General features: G+C 59.3%; 15 protein-coding genes and 1 tRNA gene. 5 read left to right on the forward strand and 11 right to left on the reverse strand.

Going from position 1 to position 19,044, the window contains the following annotated elements:
* Positions 1 to 273: 273 nt before the first annotated feature.
* A tRNA-Ser gene (locus AC1RJ3_RS28560) sits at positions 274 to 363 on the reverse strand.
* Between the two features lie 308 nt (positions 364 to 671).
* Between AC1RJ3_RS28560 and AC1RJ3_RS28565 the strand changes: the two genes are divergently transcribed.
* The 3 genes from AC1RJ3_RS28565 (at position 672) to AC1RJ3_RS28575 (ending at position 3,412) form a co-directional block, all read left to right on the forward strand.
* Positions 672 to 1,361: a crotonase/enoyl-CoA hydratase family protein gene (locus AC1RJ3_RS28565; protein ID WP_493081795.1), complete on the forward strand. Its 690-nt coding sequence runs from the start codon at positions 672 to 674 to the stop codon at positions 1,359 to 1,361.
* A gap of 214 nt (positions 1,362 to 1,575) precedes the next feature.
* The gene (locus AC1RJ3_RS28570) at positions 1,576 to 2,298 is read left to right on the forward strand and encodes a 1-acylglycerol-3-phosphate O-acyltransferase (protein WP_054593307.1); all 723 of its coding nucleotides are present in this window, start codon (positions 1,576 to 1,578) and stop codon (positions 2,296 to 2,298) included.
* 142 nt (positions 2,299 to 2,440) lie between these two features.
* On the forward strand, positions 2,441 to 3,412 hold the full coding sequence (locus AC1RJ3_RS28575) for a magnesium and cobalt transport protein CorA (RefSeq protein ID WP_054593308.1): 972 nt from the start codon (positions 2,441 to 2,443) through the stop codon (positions 3,410 to 3,412).
* Positions 3,413 to 3,520: 108 nt separating this feature from the next.
* Here the strand turns inward: AC1RJ3_RS28575 and AC1RJ3_RS28580 are convergent, their stop codons facing one another.
* From AC1RJ3_RS28580 to AC1RJ3_RS28590, 3 genes are all read right to left on the reverse strand, one after another.
* Positions 3,521 to 4,249, reverse strand: coding sequence for an amidotransferase (locus tag AC1RJ3_RS28580; RefSeq protein WP_493081797.1), 729 nt, complete (start codon positions 4,247 to 4,249; stop codon positions 3,521 to 3,523).
* Positions 4,250 to 4,356: 107 nt separating this feature from the next.
* Positions 4,357 to 6,501: a 3-hydroxyacyl-CoA dehydrogenase NAD-binding domain-containing protein gene (locus AC1RJ3_RS28585; RefSeq protein ID WP_493081799.1), complete on the reverse strand. Its 2,145-nt coding sequence runs from the start codon at positions 6,499 to 6,501 to the stop codon at positions 4,357 to 4,359.
* Between the two features lie 25 nt (positions 6,502 to 6,526).
* The gene (locus tag AC1RJ3_RS28590) at positions 6,527 to 7,732 is read right to left on the reverse strand and encodes an acetyl-CoA C-acetyltransferase (protein WP_489112308.1); all 1,206 of its coding nucleotides are present in this window, start codon (positions 7,730 to 7,732) and stop codon (positions 6,527 to 6,529) included.
* A 558-nt stretch (positions 7,733 to 8,290) separates the two neighbouring features.
* Here AC1RJ3_RS28590 and AC1RJ3_RS28595 point away from each other — a divergent pair.
* On the forward strand, positions 8,291 to 9,145 hold the full coding sequence (locus tag AC1RJ3_RS28595; RefSeq protein WP_493081801.1) for a c-type cytochrome: 855 nt from the start codon (positions 8,291 to 8,293) through the stop codon (positions 9,143 to 9,145).
* A 31-nt stretch (positions 9,146 to 9,176) separates the two neighbouring features.
* Here the strand turns inward: AC1RJ3_RS28595 and qhpG are convergent, their stop codons facing one another.
* The 5 genes from qhpG to AC1RJ3_RS28620 all read right to left on the reverse strand — a co-directional run bounded on the left by qhpG (position 9,177) and on the right by AC1RJ3_RS28620 (position 15,762).
* A complete protein-coding gene (qhpG, locus tag AC1RJ3_RS28600) occupies positions 9,177 to 10,481 on the reverse strand; it encodes a flavin-dependent monooxygenase QhpG (RefSeq protein WP_493081803.1) in 1,305 nt (434 codons plus the stop codon).
* Positions 10,478 to 11,155 (reverse strand): subtilisin-like serine protease QhpE, encoded by a 678-nt coding sequence (qhpE, locus tag AC1RJ3_RS28605; RefSeq protein ID WP_493081805.1) that lies wholly within the window; start codon positions 11,153 to 11,155, stop codon positions 10,478 to 10,480. The genes qhpG and qhpE overlap by 4 nt, the downstream gene beginning before the upstream one ends.
* Positions 11,145 to 12,863, reverse strand: coding sequence for an ABC transporter ATP-binding protein (locus AC1RJ3_RS28610; protein WP_493081807.1), 1,719 nt, complete (start codon positions 12,861 to 12,863; stop codon positions 11,145 to 11,147). Before AC1RJ3_RS28610 ends, qhpE begins: the two co-directional genes overlap by 11 nt.
* The gene (locus AC1RJ3_RS28615) at positions 12,863 to 14,767 is read right to left on the reverse strand and encodes a sigma-54-dependent Fis family transcriptional regulator (RefSeq protein WP_493081809.1); all 1,905 of its coding nucleotides are present in this window, start codon (positions 14,765 to 14,767) and stop codon (positions 12,863 to 12,865) included. Before AC1RJ3_RS28615 ends, AC1RJ3_RS28610 begins: the two co-directional genes overlap by 1 nt.
* A gap of 239 nt (positions 14,768 to 15,006) precedes the next feature.
* The gene (locus AC1RJ3_RS28620) at positions 15,007 to 15,762 is read right to left on the reverse strand and encodes a class II aldolase/adducin family protein (RefSeq protein WP_347929390.1); all 756 of its coding nucleotides are present in this window, start codon (positions 15,760 to 15,762) and stop codon (positions 15,007 to 15,009) included.
* Between the two features lie 174 nt (positions 15,763 to 15,936).
* Here AC1RJ3_RS28620 and AC1RJ3_RS28625 point away from each other — a divergent pair, with 174 nt between their 5' ends.
* Entirely contained in the window at positions 15,937 to 16,893 is a 957-nt protein-coding gene (locus AC1RJ3_RS28625; RefSeq protein ID WP_493081811.1) for a LysR family transcriptional regulator, read from the forward strand.
* An 11-nt stretch (positions 16,894 to 16,904) separates the two neighbouring features.
* Here the strand turns inward: AC1RJ3_RS28625 and mrdA are convergent, their stop codons facing one another.
* Both mrdA and AC1RJ3_RS28635 read right to left on the reverse strand, forming a co-directional pair.
* Positions 16,905 to 18,797, reverse strand: a complete 1,893-nt coding sequence (mrdA, locus tag AC1RJ3_RS28630) for a penicillin-binding protein 2 (RefSeq protein WP_493081813.1) — start codon at positions 18,795 to 18,797, stop codon at positions 16,905 to 16,907.
* A gap of 50 nt (positions 18,798 to 18,847) precedes the next feature.
* A partial coding sequence (locus AC1RJ3_RS28635; RefSeq protein WP_493081815.1) for a hypothetical protein occupies positions 18,848 to 19,044 on the reverse strand: 197 nt, incomplete at its 5' end.

Here is a 19,044-nt window from a genome sequence, read left to right on the forward strand (position 1 = left end):
ACTGCCGATGAGCTTCCAGGTAAGTAGCTCTTCCTGAAAGCAATAACAAAACGCCACTATTGCGCAGAACCATAACCAAAGGGAACCGCTGAAGCACGGGAATTTCACCCTCGTTTATTGGAAACTCCAAAGCCTTCTCGTCAGAGCCTGCTTTTTACGCACCGAAATAGAGCGCCAGTCCCATAGCGGTCCCATATCGCCTTTTTTCAGACGCCAAAAACCACAAACCCCCGACTTTCTCTAGGAAAATCAGGGGTTTGCGTTTTCAGAATTTGGCGGTGAAGGAGAGATTCGAACTCTCGATACAATTTCTTGTATACACACTTTCCAGGCGTGCTCCTTAAGCCACTCGGACACTTCACCGTATCTCTTCAAACATGTTCTGTCTGTCGAGGCGCGCTAATGTAGTCGAAAGCTTTTCCGATGGCAAATATTTTTTTCAGAATTTTCATGCGGTTAAGCGATTTACGAGTTCGGGCGGGTTTGGAGGCATGGCAAACCTGCCAATCTTCGGCCGGGTGAATGTTTCTATATAGAGGGCAATGCGCGGTACGTATGGCCGGCTACGCTGGGCGGGCGTGAATTGGCTGACTGGCCGGTCAGTCATGGCGCTTTACCTGGCCTACGACGGTGGGTAACGTCTGCCCCACTTCAATACAAGGAATAGCGTCATGAGTGAGTTGATTTCCTACCACCTCGAAGACGGTATCGCGACCCTGACCTTGAGCAATGGCAAGGTCAATGCCATCTCGCCGGACGTGATTGCCGCGTTTAATGCTGCGCTGGATCAGGCGGTGACGGATCGCGCGGTGGTGATCATCACCGGTCAGCCAGGCATTCTGTCGGGCGGTTATGACTTGAAGGTGATGACGGCCGACCCTAAAGAAGCCGTGAGCCTGGTGACTGCCGGTTCGACCCTCGCCCGTCGTCTGTTGTCGCACCCCTTCCCGGTGATCGTCGCGTGCCCAGGGCATGCGGTAGCCAAGGGCGCATTCATTCTGTTGTCGGCCGATTACCGGATTGGTGTCGACGGTCCGTTCAGCATTGGCCTGAACGAAGTGCAGATTGGCATGACCATGCACCACGCCGGCATCGAGCTGGCTCGTGATCGTCTGCGCAAGTCGGCGTTCCACCGCTCGGTGATCAACGCCGAGATGTTCGATCCGCAGGGCGCTGTGGATGCTGGCTTCCTCGACAAGGTCGTTTCTGCCGAAGAACTGCAAGGTGCAGCACTGGCCATGGCGCGTCAGTTGAAAAAGATCAACATGACCGCGCACAAGAACACCAAGCTCAAAGTACGCAAGGCCCTGCTGGAGACCCTGGACAACGCGATCATCCAGGATCAGGAACACTTGGTTTAATCCCGAAAGCGCTACAACGAAAAGCCCGACCGCCGAGTCGGGCTTTTTCTTGGCTGATCTGTTTACAGTCCTTCAGCCGCTCTACTCCGCATCTGACGCTATCAGTCTGAAACATGCGCTTAAACATCGCCTATCTCCTACCTCTATAGCAGCAATTGCCGAAAACAGTGCACATCCGTACACTGCGCCACCTTTTGTCCCGGCGGGCCTGTAGATGCTGTATCTGTTTCGCATGTTATTGATGGGTCTGCATTTTGCTGTAGCGGGTGTGCTCGGTGTGGTGCTTGGCCTGTGCCGACCGTTCAATCCGGATAACAGCCGTTTGTGCGCGCGTCTTTATGCCTGGCCAGCGATGTGTATTTTGCGTTTGCGGGTAAAGGCCGACGTCGATGGGCTGAAGAACAAGACGCAAAGCTGCGTGGTAATCGCCAACCATCAGTCCAACTACGATCTGTTTGTGCTGGGTAATGTGGTGCCGCACCGCACCGTGTGCATCGGCAAAAAAAGCCTGAAGTGGGTGCCGTTGTTCGGGCAGTTGTTCTGGTTGGCCGGTAATGTGCTGATCGACCGTGGCAATGCGCACAAGGCTCGGCAGTCGATGCTCACGACCACCAACACCTTGCAGCACAAGGACACCTCGATCTGGGTGTTCCCGGAAGGCACGCGCAACCTGGGTGAAGAATTGCTGCCATTCAAGAAAGGCGCGTTCCAGATGGCCATCGCTGCCGGGGTGCCAATCGTGCCGGTGTGCGTCAGCAGCTACATCAATCATATGCGCCTGAACCGCTGGCGCAGTGGCAAGATCCTGATCCGCTCGTTGCCGGCGATTCCTACTGCCGGCTTGAGCATGGACGACATGCCGATGCTGATCGCCCAGTGCCGTGAACAGATGCGCGAGTGCATTGAATCGATGGATCGACAGCTGCAAGCAGCCTGAATGAAGCCCGCCTCGTGCGGGCTTCTTTTTGCCGGCGAACTTCGCTGATTTTGCTGACTCTCAAGCTTAAGAGCAGGATAATCTGGTCATTGCCTGTCATTGCCTGTCATTGCCATTTGCCAAGAAGAAGTGAATAAGAATTATGGGTAGAGTCGTTGCGGCTGCGGTCTACAGTGCCGGTAAGAGAGTCACCGATATCACCCTTGATGAGGGCGCCGCCTGGGCTGCAAAACCAGGCCACTTTGTATGGATCGGCCTCGAAGAGCCGAACGCCCAGGAGCTGGCCAACCTGCAACGCCAGTTCGGCCTGCACGAACTGGCGATTGAAGACGCCCTGGATAAACACAGCCGATCGAAGCTGGAAACCTTTGGCGATGCGCTGTTTATCGTCACGTACTCGCCGGTGCGCCATGAGGGCAAACTGGAGTTCATCGAAACCCACATCTTTGCCGGCAAGGGTTACATCATCACCTGCCGTAACGGTCACTCGGCGTCCTACGCGCATGTGCGCCAACGCTGTGAGGCGCGTCCGCTGTTGCTTGAGCACGGCGAAGATTTCGTGCTCTACGCCCTGCTCGATTTCGTCATCGCAAACTATCAGCCAGTGGGCGAAGCGATCCATAGCGAGATCGATGAGCTGGAGCGCAACGTGCTGTGCAGCACGCTCAACGAAAAGGACATTCAGAACCTTCATGGTTTGCGGCGCGACGTATTGCGCCTGCGCCGTTATGCGGCGCCGATGGTGGAGATCAGCGAAGAGCTGCAGAAGCTGAACTTCCCGTTTATCGACAAGAACATGCGCCCGTACTTTCGTGATGTGCAGATCCACGTCACGCGACAGATGGAAGACCTGACGACGTTACGTGATATTGCCAGCCAGACCATCGAGATTGGCGTATTGCTGGAAGCGGCCCGTCAAAGCGTGGTGCAGCGCAAGTTTGCGGCCTGGGCGGCGATTCTGGCGTTCCCGACGGCGGTGGCCGGGATCTACGGGATGAACTTTCAGAACATGCCGGAGCTGAGCTGGCACTACGGCTATTTTGTGGTGATGGGGTTTATGACCGTGGGATGTTTCGCGTTGTGGGCGAGCTTCAAGCGGTCGGGGTGGTTATAACGGCAGGATGCATGGCGAGCGCTTCGCGCTCGATCGCGGGCAAGCCACGCTCCCACAGGTACACCTAAATCCTGTGGGAGTGTGGCTTGCCCGCGATGCTTTCAGGATTTAAACCGATTTGGTTTCGGGTTTGTGGGCCACAAACCGCATCATCCATTCGGCAACGGTGGTGCCGTGGTGCTCATTTGCCAGGCTTTCAATGCCTTTTTGATAGACCTGTTCGCCAAGGTGTTGCTGGCGAATTTCCAGCAACGCCCGCGAGTAATCGTGAATGAACTCCGGGTGGCCCTGGAAGCACAGCACCTGGTCATTGATGTGATACGCGGCGTACGGGCAAAAGTCGCTGGACGCGATCACCGTAGCGTTTTCCGGTAGCGCGGTGACCTGATCCTGGTGACTGATCAGCAGTGTCAGTTCTTCCTTCACCGGGCTCATCCACGGCGCTTTGGCGGCCAGTTTGTACTTGTGGATGCCGACCCCCCAACCCTGGGTCGCGCGCTCGCTTTTGCCACCCAGCAGCAGCGCCAGCAATTGATGGCCGAAGCACACGCCCAGCAGCTTGTCGCCGCGCTCATAGCGCGACAACAGGTAAGTCTTGAGGGTTTGAATCCATGGGTCGGTGCCGAACGAATCAGCCTTGCTGCCGGTCACCAGATAGGCATCGAAACTCAGCTCATCGCTTGGGTATTCGCCTTGCATGACGTTGTAGACAGTGAATTCGGCAGCGATGGGTTGCTGCGAAAACAGACGCTGGAACATCTGCCCGTAACCCTGATATTGATCGACCAACTCTGGACGCAGGATGTCGGTTTCCAGAATGCAGATGCGTAACGACATAAAAAATACCTGACACGATAGAGGCGATAGTGCACACCCAGAGCCTGCCTTGAAACGCGGGGTCAGGCAAGTCCGGTGCGCACCGCCAATCCGTCAGAGCGACTCCCTCAGAACAACGCGCCCTTCGCGGCTTTTTCCAGCAACAAAGCCGGCGGTGTGAACCGTTCGCCGTACTGCTCGGCCAGGTATTGGGCACGGGCGACAAAATCCTTCACGCCGTATTGGTTGATGAACTGTAACGCCCCGCCCGTCCAGACGGCGAAACCAATGCCGAAAATCGAACCGATGTTGGCATCGGCCGTCGACAGCAGCACGCCCTCCTCCACACAGCGCACGGTTTCGATGGCTTGCACAAACAGCAAGCGATCGCGTACATCCTGTGGTGATATCTGCCCGTCAGCTTTCTCGAAACGCGTTTTCAGCTCTGGCCACAAATGTTTCTGTCCACCGGCCGGGTATTCGTAGAAACCACCACCTGCGGCCTTGCCAGGACGCTGGCATTCGTTGAGCAGCAGGTCGATCACCGCAAACGCCGGGTGCGCGGGCAGCGGTTTGCCTTCGGCTTGCAGGTCCTTGGCGGCTTGCTGACGGATATGGCTCATCAGGCTCAGGGAAACTTCGTCGGAGATCGCCAGCGGACCTATCGGCATTCCAGCCTTGCGCGCCTCGGTTTCGATCATCGGCGCCGAGATGCCTTCGCCGAGCATGGCGATACCTTCATTGGTAAACGTGCCGAAGACTCGCGAGGTGAAGAAGCCACGGCTGTCGTTGACCACGATTGGGGTTTTCTTGATTTGCAGGACGAAATCGAAACCACGGGCCAGGGTTTCATCGCTGGTATTGACACCTTTGATGATTTCCACCAGCGGCATTTTGTCGACCGGGCTGAAGAAGTGCAGGCCGATGAATTTTGACTGATCCGGCACGGCGGTCGCCAGACCACTGATTGGCAAGGTCGAGGTGTTGGAAGCAATGACCGCGTCTGCCCCGACGACTTTTTGTGCGGCCGACGAGACCCTGGCTTTCAGCTCGCGGTCTTCGAACACCGCTTCGATGATCAGGTCACAGCCCGCCAGATCGGCGTCCTGCTCGCTGGTCTTGATCCGCGCCAGGGTGGCGTCACGCTGCGCTGCGCTTAGCTGGCCACGGGCGACTTTTTTGTCCAGCAGTGCCGCCGAATGAGCCTTGCCCTTCTCGGCTGCCGCCAGATTGATGTCCTTGAGCACCACGTCGATACCGGCCACGGCACTGACGTAGGCAATCCCGGCGCCCATCATGCCCGCGCCGAGCACTCCAAGTTTTTTCGTCACGTGCGGCGCAAAACCCGCAGGACGCGAGCCGCCAGCGTTGATCTCGTTGAGCTGGAACCAGAAGGTGCCGATCATGTTCTTCGCTACCTGGCCGGTAGCCAGCTCGGTGAAGTAGCGGGTTTCGATCAACTGCGCCGTGTCGAAATCGACCTGAGCGCCCTCAACCGCGGCGCAGAGGATCTTCTCCGGCGCCGGCAGGCAACCCTGGGTTTTGCTGCGCAAAATCGACGGCGCGATGGCCAGCATCTGCGCGACTTTCGGGCTCGACGGTGTTCCGCCGGGAATCTGGTAACCGCTCATATCCCAAGGCTGCTTGACCGTCGGGTTGGTAGAAATCCAGGCGCGTGCCTTGGCCAGCAGTTCATCTCGATCCGCCGCCAGCTCATCAACCAAACCCGCTTGCAGGGCTTGTTGCGACCGGACTTTCTTGCCTTCGAGCAGATACGGCAGCGCCTTCTCCAGCCCCAGCAGGCGCACCATGCGCACCACCCCACCGCCGCCCGGCAACAGCCCCAACGTGACTTCTGGCAAACCGATCTGCACCGACGAATTGTCCAGCGCAACGCGGTGATGGCAGGCCAGACAGATTTCCCAACCGCCACCCAGCGCCGCGCCATTGATTGCCGCGACCACCGGTTTGCCGAGCGTTTCCAGTGTCCGCAGCTGAGCCTTGAGCAGCAGCACCATGTCGTAGAAGGCTTTGGCTTGAGACTTGCCGACCTTGATCAGCTCGTTGAGATCGCCACCGGCAAAGAAAGTTTTTTTCGCGGAGGTGATGATCACTCCGGCAATCGAGTCCTTGTCGGCCACCAGCCGCGCAACGCAATCAGCCATGGCCTCGCGGTACACCGCGTTCATGGTATTGGCGCTCTGGCCCGGCATGTCGATGGTCAGGACGACAATCTGGTCCTGACCTTTTTCGTAACGAATGGCATCAGTCATAAAGGTGCTTCCTTGAAGTCGGGGCTCAGAGGCGTTCGATGATGGTGGCAATACCCATGCCGCCACCGACACAGAGGGTCGCCAGGCCGTAGCGCAACTGCCGCACTTCCAGTTCATCGAGCAAGGTGCCGAGGATCGCGCAACCGGTGGCGCCCAGCGGGTGGCCCATGGCGATAGAGCCGCCGTTGACGTTGACCTTGACCGGATCGATGGCCATGTCCTTGATGAACTTGAGCACCACCGAGGCGAACGCTTCGTTGACCTCGAACAGATCGATGTCTTCGACCCGCAGCCCGGCCTTGGCCAAGGCCTTGCGAGTGGCCGGCGCCGGACCGGTGAGCATGATGGTCGGATCGGTGCTGGTGACCGCCGTGGCGACGATTCGCGCCCGTGGCTGCAAGCCCAGTGCCCGACCTTTGGCCTCAGAGCCGATCAACATCAGCGCCGCGCCGTCGACAATCCCCGAGCTGTTGCCGGGCGTGTGAACGTGATTGATTCGCTCCACATGGCTGTAGACCCGCAACGCGGTAGCGTCGAAGCCCATTTGCCCGAGCATCTCGAAGCTCGGCTTGAGCTTGCCCAAACCTTCCAGCGTCGACTCGGCGCGAATGAACTCATCATGATCCAGCAGGACGATGCCGTTCTGATCCTGCACCGGCACCAGGGATTTTTTGAACGAGCCGTCCGCCCGCGCCCGCGCAGCCTTCTGTTGAGAGTGCAGCGCGTAAGTATCGACGTCTTGACGGCTGAAGCCCTCAATCGTGGCGATCAGGTCGGCGCCCACGCCTTGCGGGGTGAAATGGCTGTGCAGGTTGGTCTGCGGATCCAGCGCCCAGGCACCACCGTCGCTGCCCATCGGCACCCGCGACATGGACTCGACGCCGCCGACCACCACCAGGTCCTCAAAGCCGGAGCGGACTTTCATCGCCCCAAGATTCACCGCTTCCAGCCCGGATGCGCAGAAGCGGTTGATTTGCACACCCGCGACGCTAACGTCCCAGTCGGCCACCAGCGCCGCGGTTTTGGCGATATCGGCGCCCTGATCGCCAATCGGCGTGACACAGCCAATCACGATGTCATCAACCTCGCGGGTGTCGAGTTGCGTCCGCTGTTGCAGCGCACCGAGCAAGCCTGCCAGCAGGTTCACCGGTTTGACGCTGTGCAAGGCGCCGTCAGCCTTGCCACGGCCACGGGGCGTACGTAACGCGTCGAAAATCAAAGCTTGGGTCATGACGTCCTCGTACCGCTGGGCAGGTGAATAATTAGCGAGTTCTCACCTTAGGCTCAGCAGCGGCGGATTCAATGACCGAAGCGCTCAACGGCCTTGACGGTCACGCTCAGACGAACGGTAGTCAGCTATCGGATTAATCGATGCAGGTCACGGAACGGTCTAGCAAAAGGCCGGTAAAGCAGCTGGCAGTATGCCTCATAGCTTTTTAGAAGCAGCTTGCTCTTAGTTGATACTAAATGGATCTAAAGCACAGCCTGCGGGGCCCCTAAGGTAAACCTTACGAAGTTGTCGTCGGGTTTTGCCGAGGCGCTCGTGAGAAAGGAATTACAGCGCTTTGCCGTCATGGAGAAATGCAGGCAAGCATTCGACGCTCAGGAAATAACAAAAAAAGGCAAACAGCCATGTTCAAACATTCGAAAGTGCGTCAAGCCGGGCTCATTTTGTTCGCCACTACGCTGCTACTGATTTTGCCGAACCTTACCAAGGTGATCGGATAATCAAGCGTGGTTGTTGACGACGCCTCACTAAAAAACTGACTCGCTCGCTTTCCGGGCCTGCATGTGTGTGCCAACCTTTACGGCATACCTTCGACAGGATGGCGATCACTTGAAAGCTCTACTTTTGCTTGGGGCCTTGCTGCTCAGCACGCCCTCGTATGCCGCACAGCTGGTGCTCGACCTGGGTACCGGCAGCCGAACCTGGAAAACCGAGGAGCTGCTCAAGCATCCTCAGGTCCAGACGATTCAAATCACCGACGATGTTTCCTACAAAAGGAACATGAGTTATCGCGCGGTGCCGCTGGCGGTATTGTTGACTGGCATCAAGGCTGACGACCACTTGCAAGCCGTGGCCCTGGACGGTTTTGCTGCCGAACTGGCTGCCGCACCGTTGCTCAACACGGTGGGTGCGCAGGCGTGGCTGGCCATTGAAGACCCGGCCAACCCTTGGCCAGCGCTGGCGGAAGGCAAACCCAGTGCCGGACCGTTTTATCTGGTGTGGACCAACCCTCAGGCTGGCCATATCAGCCCTGAGCAATGGCCATTCCAGGTCGCCAGTATCAAACGCCTGGCGGCGGTCGGCGTACGCTTCCCTGCCCTGCTTCCAGACCCGGCGCTCGCCGCCAAAGACCCGGTGAATCTGGGCTATGCGTTGTTCCAGAAAAACTGCCTGGCGTGCCACCGCCTGAACGGCGCGGGCGATGCGCAGTTTGGTCCGGACCTGAACATTCCCTTCAGCCCTACCGAGTACTTTGGCGCTGAATTCCTCAAGCGCTATATCCGCGACCCGCAAAGCTTGCGCCAATGGCCACAGGCAAAAATGCCGGGGTTCTCGACACAGGTATTATCGGATGAGGAACTGACGTTGCTGGTGGGGTATTTGAAGCATATGGCGGGGCGTAAACAGCAGCCCTGAGCCTACGATCGGTTCCCACGCGTGGGAACGATCAATTCGGTTGGGGTTTGAAGCCTTGGGACAATAGCCACCCGCGCACCACCCGCCCCTGCTCCACCGTCAAACCTTCCAACGCCTGGTCAGCCGGCTCGGTTTGCAATCGCCGCAGCAAAGGTGCCAACTCAACCCCTTGCACATGCCAGATCCCCAACGGCTGATCCGCCGTGATCACCACCTCGGCCTCATCGACAAACCCATCGTGTAGCACCGGCGCCCGCTCAATGCTCAGAGACGCAAAATCTGCGGGTGCATGAGCCAGCTCCGTGTCTGGCCACTGTCGACGTGCACGCCAGAACGGTTGCTCCGACCAGCGCAGTTCGTCGGCATAAAAGTCCCGACCAATGCGCGCAAAGCGCAAGAACAGTTGCTCGACCCGTTGTTGATGGAAGCGCTGGGCCAAGGCCGCCCGCTCAGGTTTAGCCAGCAAGGTGTTGATCACCACCGGCGCCTGCAAGGCTGAGGACAGGGATTGAAAGATGCCGTTGCCTGACAGCGGATCGACCGCCATGGCCGCATCGCCAACCCGAACCCAGTTATCGCCGCACACCCGCGGATTGAGAATCGCCGTGCTGCTGCGGGCGTGCAGTTGCAGGTCGATTTCAGGATGCGATCCGAAAAAATCGATGGCCAACGGCGAGTCCTGCCGGCGCTGGCGACAGTAGTCGAGCAACTGCGCTTTGCCCGGCAATTCGGCGCTGGCCACATCCACGGTCAACTGCCAATAACATTGACCGTCGGCCCGCCGTGCCATCCAGGCCCAACCGTCCGGCAAACTTTCCACCGCGCTGGCGGTGCTGCCTGGTGCGCCCTGCCAACGGTTGAGCAGGCTGACCGTCTCCGGTCCACGTTGCCCTTTGCCAAGCGCTGGCGCCTGACGACCGCGAGCCTCCACCAGAAACTCGCTGTTCAGCTCAGCATGACCTTCGACCTCAACCCGATGGCCCGACGCCTGGGAGTGAACCGCCAACACCCGGCCTTCGATCAACTCGACGCCGGCCAGGCGCAAATCCTCACGCAGGCCGCGATCAAAGCTCGACCGATCCAGCAGAAACTCGATGTTTTGCGCATGCTGCTGGCCGTTCCACGACACCTGTCGCTGCGACGGCAACGCGGCCTCCGCCAACGCCTGATTCAATCCTGCACCGCGCAGGGCTTCGAGCACCCGCTGCGAAACACCTTCAAGCGCCGAAAAACGACGCCGGTCACTGACCAGCGTTACCGCATAACCCAGCCGGCGCAGCCCTAACGCCACCGCGGCACCCGCGGGCCCGGCGCCGAGAATCAGGATGGCGCTCATTGCCAGACTCGCCGCTCAGGTCCGCGATAACGGGCGTTGTCTCGTAGCCATTCAAGGACCTGCGCATTGCTCGCGTCGAGGTGCCCGGCAAGGAAGTTGGCGATATGCCCGGTCAACGCCGCGCAACCGAGACTGGCACCGGATTGCCCTGGGTACATGCCCTGAACACAGGCGGCAAAGTCGGCCTGCTGGCTGTTGAGCCACGACCATTCGTGCTCGCCGCAACGGGCATCGCCGGTCACCCGCAACACCTGTGGGTAACTCGCCGGGTACACGCCCTCGCCTTGCGCCGGGCTCGACGCACACAGCAAAACACCACGGGCCAATGCCGCCGAACAGGCTTCACGCAACAGATTGCGGTCCTGACGCAAGCCCAGGCTGAGGTTGATCACTCGCACGTCCTGCGTCACCAGCCAATCGATCGCCGTGGCAATCTGCAAGGCGCTGGTGACCCCACGCTGGTCGAACACTTGCGCGACGCAAAACCGTGCCGAGGCTGCACGCCGGCTGATCGCCTCGACGACTGCGCTGCCGTGGCCGAGCGGATCGTCACGCAGTTCGTCTTCGGCGAGTCCGTCTTCGACCAGGTAAAACCGTCGCCCGACGCTCACTTGTCCGCGTTGTGCCACGGAATGTCCGCTGTCGACCACGCCAATCCTTAGCTCAAGCTTCATGCAGCACCTTAACCTGCGTTAGCACGCCGTCGAACAACTCAAAGCGCAGATCCGCATCGGCCAGGGTTGAGGGGCGATGGCTGATCAGGATTCGTGTACGTCCGGCAAACAGTCGATCGATGGCCTCGATGACTTCCCGTTCAGTGGCCTCATCGACCGCCGAGGTGGCTTCATCGAGCACCAGAATCAGCGGATCCTGCAACAGCGCACGGGCGATGGCAATCCGCTGTTTCTGCCCGCCGGACAACTGCTGACCGCGCTCGCCCAACGGACTGTCGAGGCCTTCGGGCAGGGACGCGATCAGACTGTCGAGCTGCGCCAGCCGCGCCACTTCGGCCACTGCCTCACGACTGGCGTCCGGCACCGCATAGGCGAGGTTATCCGCCAGGCTGCCGCGAAACAGCACGATGTCCTGGCTGACCACAGCGATCCGCCGACGCAACTCGAACAATGCAAGCTCGCGCAGGTCGATCCCGTCCAGCAGCACCCGACCAGACTGCGGGTCGTGATGCCGCTGTAGCAGGTCGATCAGCGTCGACTTGCCAACCCCGGAGCCGCCGCTCAGGGCAACTTTCAAACCGTAGGGAATCCGCGCGTCGATTCCGCGTAAGGTCGTCGGCCGCCCGGGATGGCTGAAGTGCACCGCCTCAAAACACAGTTCGCCAGAGCTCGGCATTGGCTGCGGTGCGACCGGTGTGACGACGCTCGGCTGTTCACCCCGCAGCTCCATCACCCGACCGAGGCTGACGGTCATCCGTTGAATCGCCACGTACAACCCGAGCAAGCTCTGCACCGGCCCGACCGCCATCCCCAGATACGTCGAAAACGCGATCAACGCGCCGAGCTGCCATGTGCCCTGCACCACCCAATAACCGCCAATCAAAAACGCACAGGCCCGCGACAACGAAGTCAGTGTGCCGGGCACCGCCTGGGTGAAAAACTCGCTGACTTGCAGGCGCAGTAACTGGCTCATGTAGCCCTGCCCCAATGTTTCGAGGCGCCGTGCTTCGCGCTGTTGCTGGCCAGCCGACTGAATGAATTTCATCACTGGCAAGGTTTCGACCATGAACGAGGACATGTCCGCCGAACGCTCACGCAACTGCCGCACATCACGCTCGACCTTGCGCCGCATCCAGCGCAGCCAGAGCACATCCAGCGGGATCAGCACCAACGCCAGCAGCGAGAGTTTCCACGACAGGGTCAGCAACATCGCCACCGCGCAGACCAGACCGATGACGCTGGAAACCGCCGAGAACAGCGAGTCGACGGCAAAGCGCTGGATCTCCGCGACATCACCGTCGAGACGCGACATCAGGTCGCCGATCCGCCGTTGCCCGTAGAAGCTCGGCGACAAGGTCTGCAAATGCCGATAAAGGTCGTCGCGCAGGGCAAACAGAATCCGCCCCGACAACCGTGTGTGCAGGTAGCGATTGATCCCCGACAACGCCGTGCCAAGCAATCCGGCGACGATCATCAAACCGGCGATCAGCACCAGCATGGAAAAGTTGTGCGCCAACAGCCCATCGTCGATCAGCAATTTGGTCAGCCAGGGCTGCACCAGCACCAGCAATGAGGCGCACACCGACAACCCGAGCAGCCCGGCAATCGCCAACCGATGCGGGCGCACGAAGCCGTACAGCCACTGTAAGGCGGCGTCCAGTGCCTGGGGGTTGTGGCTGTCGACCAGCCTGACGATCAAGCGCCGCATCAGTTGCGCAACTGTTTGAGCTTGCGATACAGCGTCGCTCGACTGATGCCCAGTGCATCGGCCGTCGCCGAAACGTTGCCGTGATGATTGTCGAGGGACTGGCGGATCAGCTCCAGTTCGTTCTCGCGGATACTGCCGGAGGTCGAACGCTCGCAGGCATTCAACTCGTCGAGCATGCTGTCGGGCAAATGCTCCAGGCTCAGCACCGTTTCACCGGGCTCGCGCATAGCCAGTGCGGTTCGCAGCACCATCTCCAACTGGCGGATGTTGCCCGGCCAGTGGTAACCCGCGAGCAGGTTGCTCAGGTCGCCCTTGAGCTTGACCGTCGGGGCGTCCAGTTTGCCGAGCAGACGGTTCACCAACTCACTGAAATCATCGCGCTCACGCAGCGCCGGCAGCATCACGCTGATGCCATTGACCCGGTAGAACAGGTCTTCACGAAAGTGTTTTTCCTCGACCAGACGCTTGAGGTCGCGGTGAGTCGCGCAGATCAGCGCCACGTCAATGTCTTGCTCTTCACCGGCGCCCAGCGGTGCGACCTTGCGATCCTGCAACACCCGCAACAGGCGTGCTTGCAGTGCCAGCGGCATGTCGCCGATTTCATCGAGGAACAGCGTGCCGCCATGGGCCTGTTGCAAACGGCCGATCATCCCGCCGCGCCGCGAGCCGGTGAACGCGCCTTCGCGGTAGCCGAACAGTTCCGACTCGATCAGGCCTTCGGGAATCGCCGCACAATTGACCGCAACGAAGGGTTTGTCGCAACGGCTGCCGGCCATGTGCAATGCCCGGGCGATGACTTCCTTGCCGGTGCCGGTTTCACCCAGCAGCAACACCGGCAACTCATTGGCCAGGCCTTGCCGGGCCATCCGCAACGCACGCGCATACCGCGCATTGCTGCCGGCCAGGGATTCGAGATTGGGTTGAGGTTTTGGATTTTTGACGACACTGCGTGGAGTGCTGGTGACATTGATCGAACGCTGCGGCGCACGCAGGGTTTTGTAGAAAAATTCGCCTTTGGCGGTTTGCAGACTGCCGATCCCGCCTTGTTGCAGACGCGCCAGCAGTTGCAGGCCATCTACCCCGAGAAACTCTTCGCAGCGGTGACCAACCAAGGCTGAACGCTCGGCATTGAGCAACTGACAGGCCTGGGCGCTGACCGCCAGAATCTGCCCGCCGAGGCTCACCGCCAACAGCCCTTGCCAGGGCGATTCGAGGTACTGTCGACGGCTATGAAAGGCCAGCACGATCTGTTCGGGGAAGCTTGCGTTGAACACCCGGCTTTCAATCTGACTGACTGCCATCGCCAACAACGCGGTGCTGTCATGCGCCCGGCCCAACGGGCCTTCGCGGGTCAGATCGAGTACGCCCAGGATGTCGCCTTGAGGGCAGTGAATCGGCACCGAACTGCAGGAGAAATCGCTGAGACGATCGAGGTAATGTTCGCCGCAGTCGATCAGCGTCGGCCGGGCTTCCACCAGCGCAGTGCCGAGGGCGTTGGTGCCACGAGCAGCTTCGCTCCAGCAGGCGCCCAGGGTGATGTCTTGCAGGCCGCTGCCCTTGAGGCGGTCGGCGCGGCCTTCGACCGCGAGAATGGTCGCCTCGGAATTGGCGAGGATGATCAGCCCTTCCTTGCCCTGACGCTCGGCCAGGTAATCGATGGCCGGCATCGCGGCGTCGATCAGCAAGCGATTGCTCGCCAGCAACACCTCAAGGCTCGCACTCGATTCCAGTGCCAGCTCATGCTTGCCATTGAAGTGCACGCCATGGCTTAAGCTGCGCCGCCATGAGGCATCGATTTCAGCGCGCAACACCCCGTTCGGGACTTCGCCTTCAAGGTGAAGTTTCTCCCGGGCCAGCCGGGCTTCATGTTGCGGTTGTGGCGTTATTGTTTTTATAAGAGTCATCAAGCGCTCCGGATTGGTCCGCCCAGTCTCTGGCCGGTTCACTTCCCGACATGCGACGAAGCACGCACGTCATGGGGAAATATCTACCCGGTTCAGATGGCAGTAAAGGGAAGTTTGCCCGAGACCTCGGACAGCCCTTCCCTCACGCAAAACCTGCGCCATGGGAATTCGGCGCCAGCGCTTATCTTTACGTTAACGTCAAGAGACTGGCAAGTGCCGTAGAGCGCCTGACTCGGTGTTCATGAGCAATAGGACTCGCGCTGCGATTCGATCAGGGTCAATGCCGCCGACCAGGCCAGCTCGATAATGTTTTCGGCATCGTCCTGTTCGAACTGTTCAGCCGTGTGGACACAGACCTCCGGCGACGGAAAATTCAGTTCACACCCGCCCGCCAACGCCTGTACCTGCGCCTGGCAGGCACGCTCCAGAAAGTAAATTTCCTGAAACGCGTGAGCCACACTGGCGCCACCCACCAACAGTCCGTGATTGCGCAGGATCATCGCCTTGTGCGGTCCCAGGTCGGCAATCAACCGCTCGCGCTCGTCCAGCGACAAAGCGATACCTTCATAGGTGTGATAAGCCAGCTTGCCGTAGAACTTCAGTGCGTGTTGAGTGATCGGTAGCAGGCCCCGCTTCTGCGCAGCCACCGCCATGCCCGCCGCCGTGTGGGTGTGGATCACGCAGTTCAGATCGGAACGCGCCATGTGGATCGCCGAATGGATCACGAAGCCCGCCGTGTTGACCCGATGATCCGCATACGCCGGATCGACAATTCGGCCCTGTTGGTCGATTCGCACCAGATCCGAGGCGCGCATGCGATCAAAGATCACCCCGTAGCGATTGATCAGGAAGTGATGTTCGGGTCCTGGAATCCGTAATGTGATGTGGGTGTCGATCAGGTCGGTCATGCGAAAGTGCGCAACCAACCGATACAGGGCCGCCAACTCGCAGCGGGCCTGCCATTCAATGGTGTTCATGTGCTCGGGCTTATCCACCAAATCACCTCTTTTTGTGTGTGATGGCGAGCGGGTTGCCCTTGGACGGGCAAAGCGCAGACGCCGGGTATCAACAGCACGGTGTGCTTGTGAGCTTTATCGCGGCCGGGCTAGGATTAGTCAATTTTCAAATTCTTAACCTAACTATTAGCCTGGCTAATAGCAGGATTCCTTATGCCCTCACCCCTCCCCCAATCCAGCCGACGCTTTCTCAATGACCGGCTCGACTGGAACCTGTTGCGCACCTATCTGGTGATCGCCCAGGAAGGCAGCATGAGCCGCGCGGCTGCACGCCTGCACATCACACAATCGGCGGTGAGCCAGGCGCTCAAGCGTCTTGAAGAGCAACTCGACTGCGTGCTGATTGTCCGTAGCGGCCGGCGTTTCGACCTCACCGAAACCGGTGAAGAAGTGCTGCGTATCGCGGCCGATGTCTATGGTGATATTTCGCGCCTGGGGCCGGTGATCGAGAGTCCTCACGATGACGTGGTGGGCAAGGTGCGGATCCTGACCATCAGCGGTATCCAGTCCCCGCACTACGATGAGTTCCTCGCGGACTTCCATAAGAGCCATCCGAATGTCGAACTGGAAGTCGAGGTGATGGGCAGTTCGAACATCATCAGTGCCCTGCTGCAAAAGACTGCGACGGTCGGCGTCGGCTTATCCCGACTGCCGCAACCGCGGCTGGAGCAACGGGTGCTGTTTCGCGAGCGATATGGGTACTTCTGCGGCCAACGCCACCGTTTGTTCGGGCAGACGAATCTGAGACTGGAACAACTTGCCGCCGAGCACTTCGTCAGTTTCACCAGCGACCAGTTGGGCGGCAACCTTTCGCCGCTGACGCTGTTTCGCGACCAGCAAGGCTTTACCGGCAAGATCGTCGCATCATCGACCAGCTTCGAAGAGATTCACCGGCTGATCTGCGCAGGGTTTGGGATCGGCTGTTTACCCGTTCACCTGGTGCAGCGAGATGTCGAGCAGGGGTTGCTGTGGCGTTTGCCGCCTGAGGAGGGTGTGGTGGATCTGGATATTCGGTTGCTCTGGAATCGCGAGCAGAAAATGACTCAGGCCGAAACAGTGTTCCTGGAAAGCTTCCAGCACCTGCTCAACAGGCATGAGCAGGTGCTGTAGCTTTCAGCGCCTCAAACGTGAGGATCGCTGGGTGGTTTGCTCGGGCTCGCGTATTGCGGCTTCAGATGGCCGTCCTTGTCCAGCAGCCACGCATCCATGATCTGCCGCACCACAGGGCCGGCAACGCGACCGCCGGCCTCGCCGTTCTCGATCATCACCGAGATCACGATCTGCGGATGTTCGGCCGGGGCGAAACCGACGAACAAGGCGTTGTCGCGGTTACGCTCACGGGTCTTCAAACGGTCGTAACGCTCGCCCTGTTTGATTGCCACCACTTGTGCAGTGCCGCTCTTGCCTGCAATCCGGTATTGCGCCCCCACGGCCGCCGCACGGGCGATACCGCGCGGATCGTGCATAACCATCTGCATGCCGTGGTTGACCTGCTCCCAGTCGTGCGGATTCTTCAGCAGGATGTTCGGCATCGGATGCTCATCCACCGGTGCCACGCCATCGATCGTCTTGGCCAGATGCGGTCGGTTCCACACCCCTTTGTTGGCGATCAGCGCAGTCGCCTGAGCCAGTTGTAGCGGTGTCACCTGCATATAACCCTGGCCAATCCCAAGGATCACCGTTTCACCGGGGAACCACGGCTGACGGCGAGTAGCGCGCTTCCATGCCTGGGACGGCATCAGCCCGGGGGACTCTTCGAACATGTCCAGCGAGACTTTTTCGCCAAGGCCGAACATCGCCATGTAATCGTGCAGGCGATCAATGCCGAGTTTGTGTGCCAGGTCGTAAAAATAGGTGTCGTTGGAACGCATGATCGCTGCGTCCATGTCGACCCAGCCGTCGCCGCTGTGATTCCAGTTACGGTATTTATGGTCGAAGTCCGGCAGTTGGTAGTAACCCGGATCAAAGACCCTGGTGGACGCCGTCACCACGCCGGTGTCGAGCCCGGCAATCGCCACTTCCGGCTTGATCGTCGAGCCTGGCGCATACAACCCACGCAAGACCCGGTTAAACAGTGGGCGGTCAATGGAGTCATGCAGCGCCGCGTATTCCTTGAAGCTGATGCCGGTGACGAACAGGTTCGGGTCAAAGCTCGGTTTGCTGACCATTGCCAGCACTTCACCAGTGGCCGGATCGAGAGCAACCACTGAACCACGGCGGTCGCCCAGCGCGTCTTCTGCCGCTTCCTGAAGCTTTACATCGAGGCTGAGCACGATGTTTTTTCCAGGGATCGGATCAGTGTGCTTGAGCACTCGCAGCACCCGGCCCTGGGCATTGGTTTCGACCTCTTCATAGCCGACATGGCCATGCAGCTCGGACTCGTAGAATTTTTCGATACCGGTCTTGCCGATCGACTGGGTACCGCGGTACTCGACGGTATCCAGTGCCTTGGATTCTTTCTCGTTGATACGCCCGACATAACCGATCGAGTGGGCGAAATGCGCACCCAGCGGGTAGTTGCGCACGAACTGCGGCTCAACATCGATTCCTGGCAGGCGGAACTCGTTCACCGCCAGTGTCGCAATCTGCTCTTCGGTCAGTTCGTAAAACAAGGTGACCGGAACAAAGGGATGGCGCGCCTGCTTCATCGCCTTATCAAACAGTGCGCGGTCTTCAGCAGGCAAGTGCAACAGATTGATCACCGAGTCCAGCTCGCCTTTCACATCGGTTGCGCGTTCGCGGGTGATGATCAGGTTGTAGCTTGGCCGATTATCGGCCAGCAGTACGCCGTTGCGGTCATAGATCAGGCCGCGAGTCGGGGTAATGGGCAGGACATGTACCCGGTTGTTTTCAGAGATCGTCGAGTGATAGTCAAACTCGACCACTTGCAGGACGTACATGCGCACAACCAGCGCGCAGGTAATTGCAACCACGAACAGCGCGCAGGCCAACAGCCGTTTGTTGACCAGGCGCGTTTCTTTTTCGTGGTCCTTGATCGGAATCGGTTCGGGCATTTCTACAGCAACTCTTTGACCGGGTTAAACGCCATTCCCTGCGCGTGACATCAGTCCATTAAAAAACGAGCTGCACCATACCAAAAACTGCGCGACCACTTTAGAGGGAATTTCCCAAGTGGCTGTCCTTGACGGCCAAAACGACGGTCGGACGTTGGTGCAGCCGATGAGCACTTTCTCGCAGGCAAAACAAAACCCCAACTGCTTTCGCAATTGGGGTTTCGGAATTTAATCTTGACGATGACCT

It is taken from the genome of Pseudomonas sp. GW822-FHT04C11 (genome assembly GCF_058800905.1).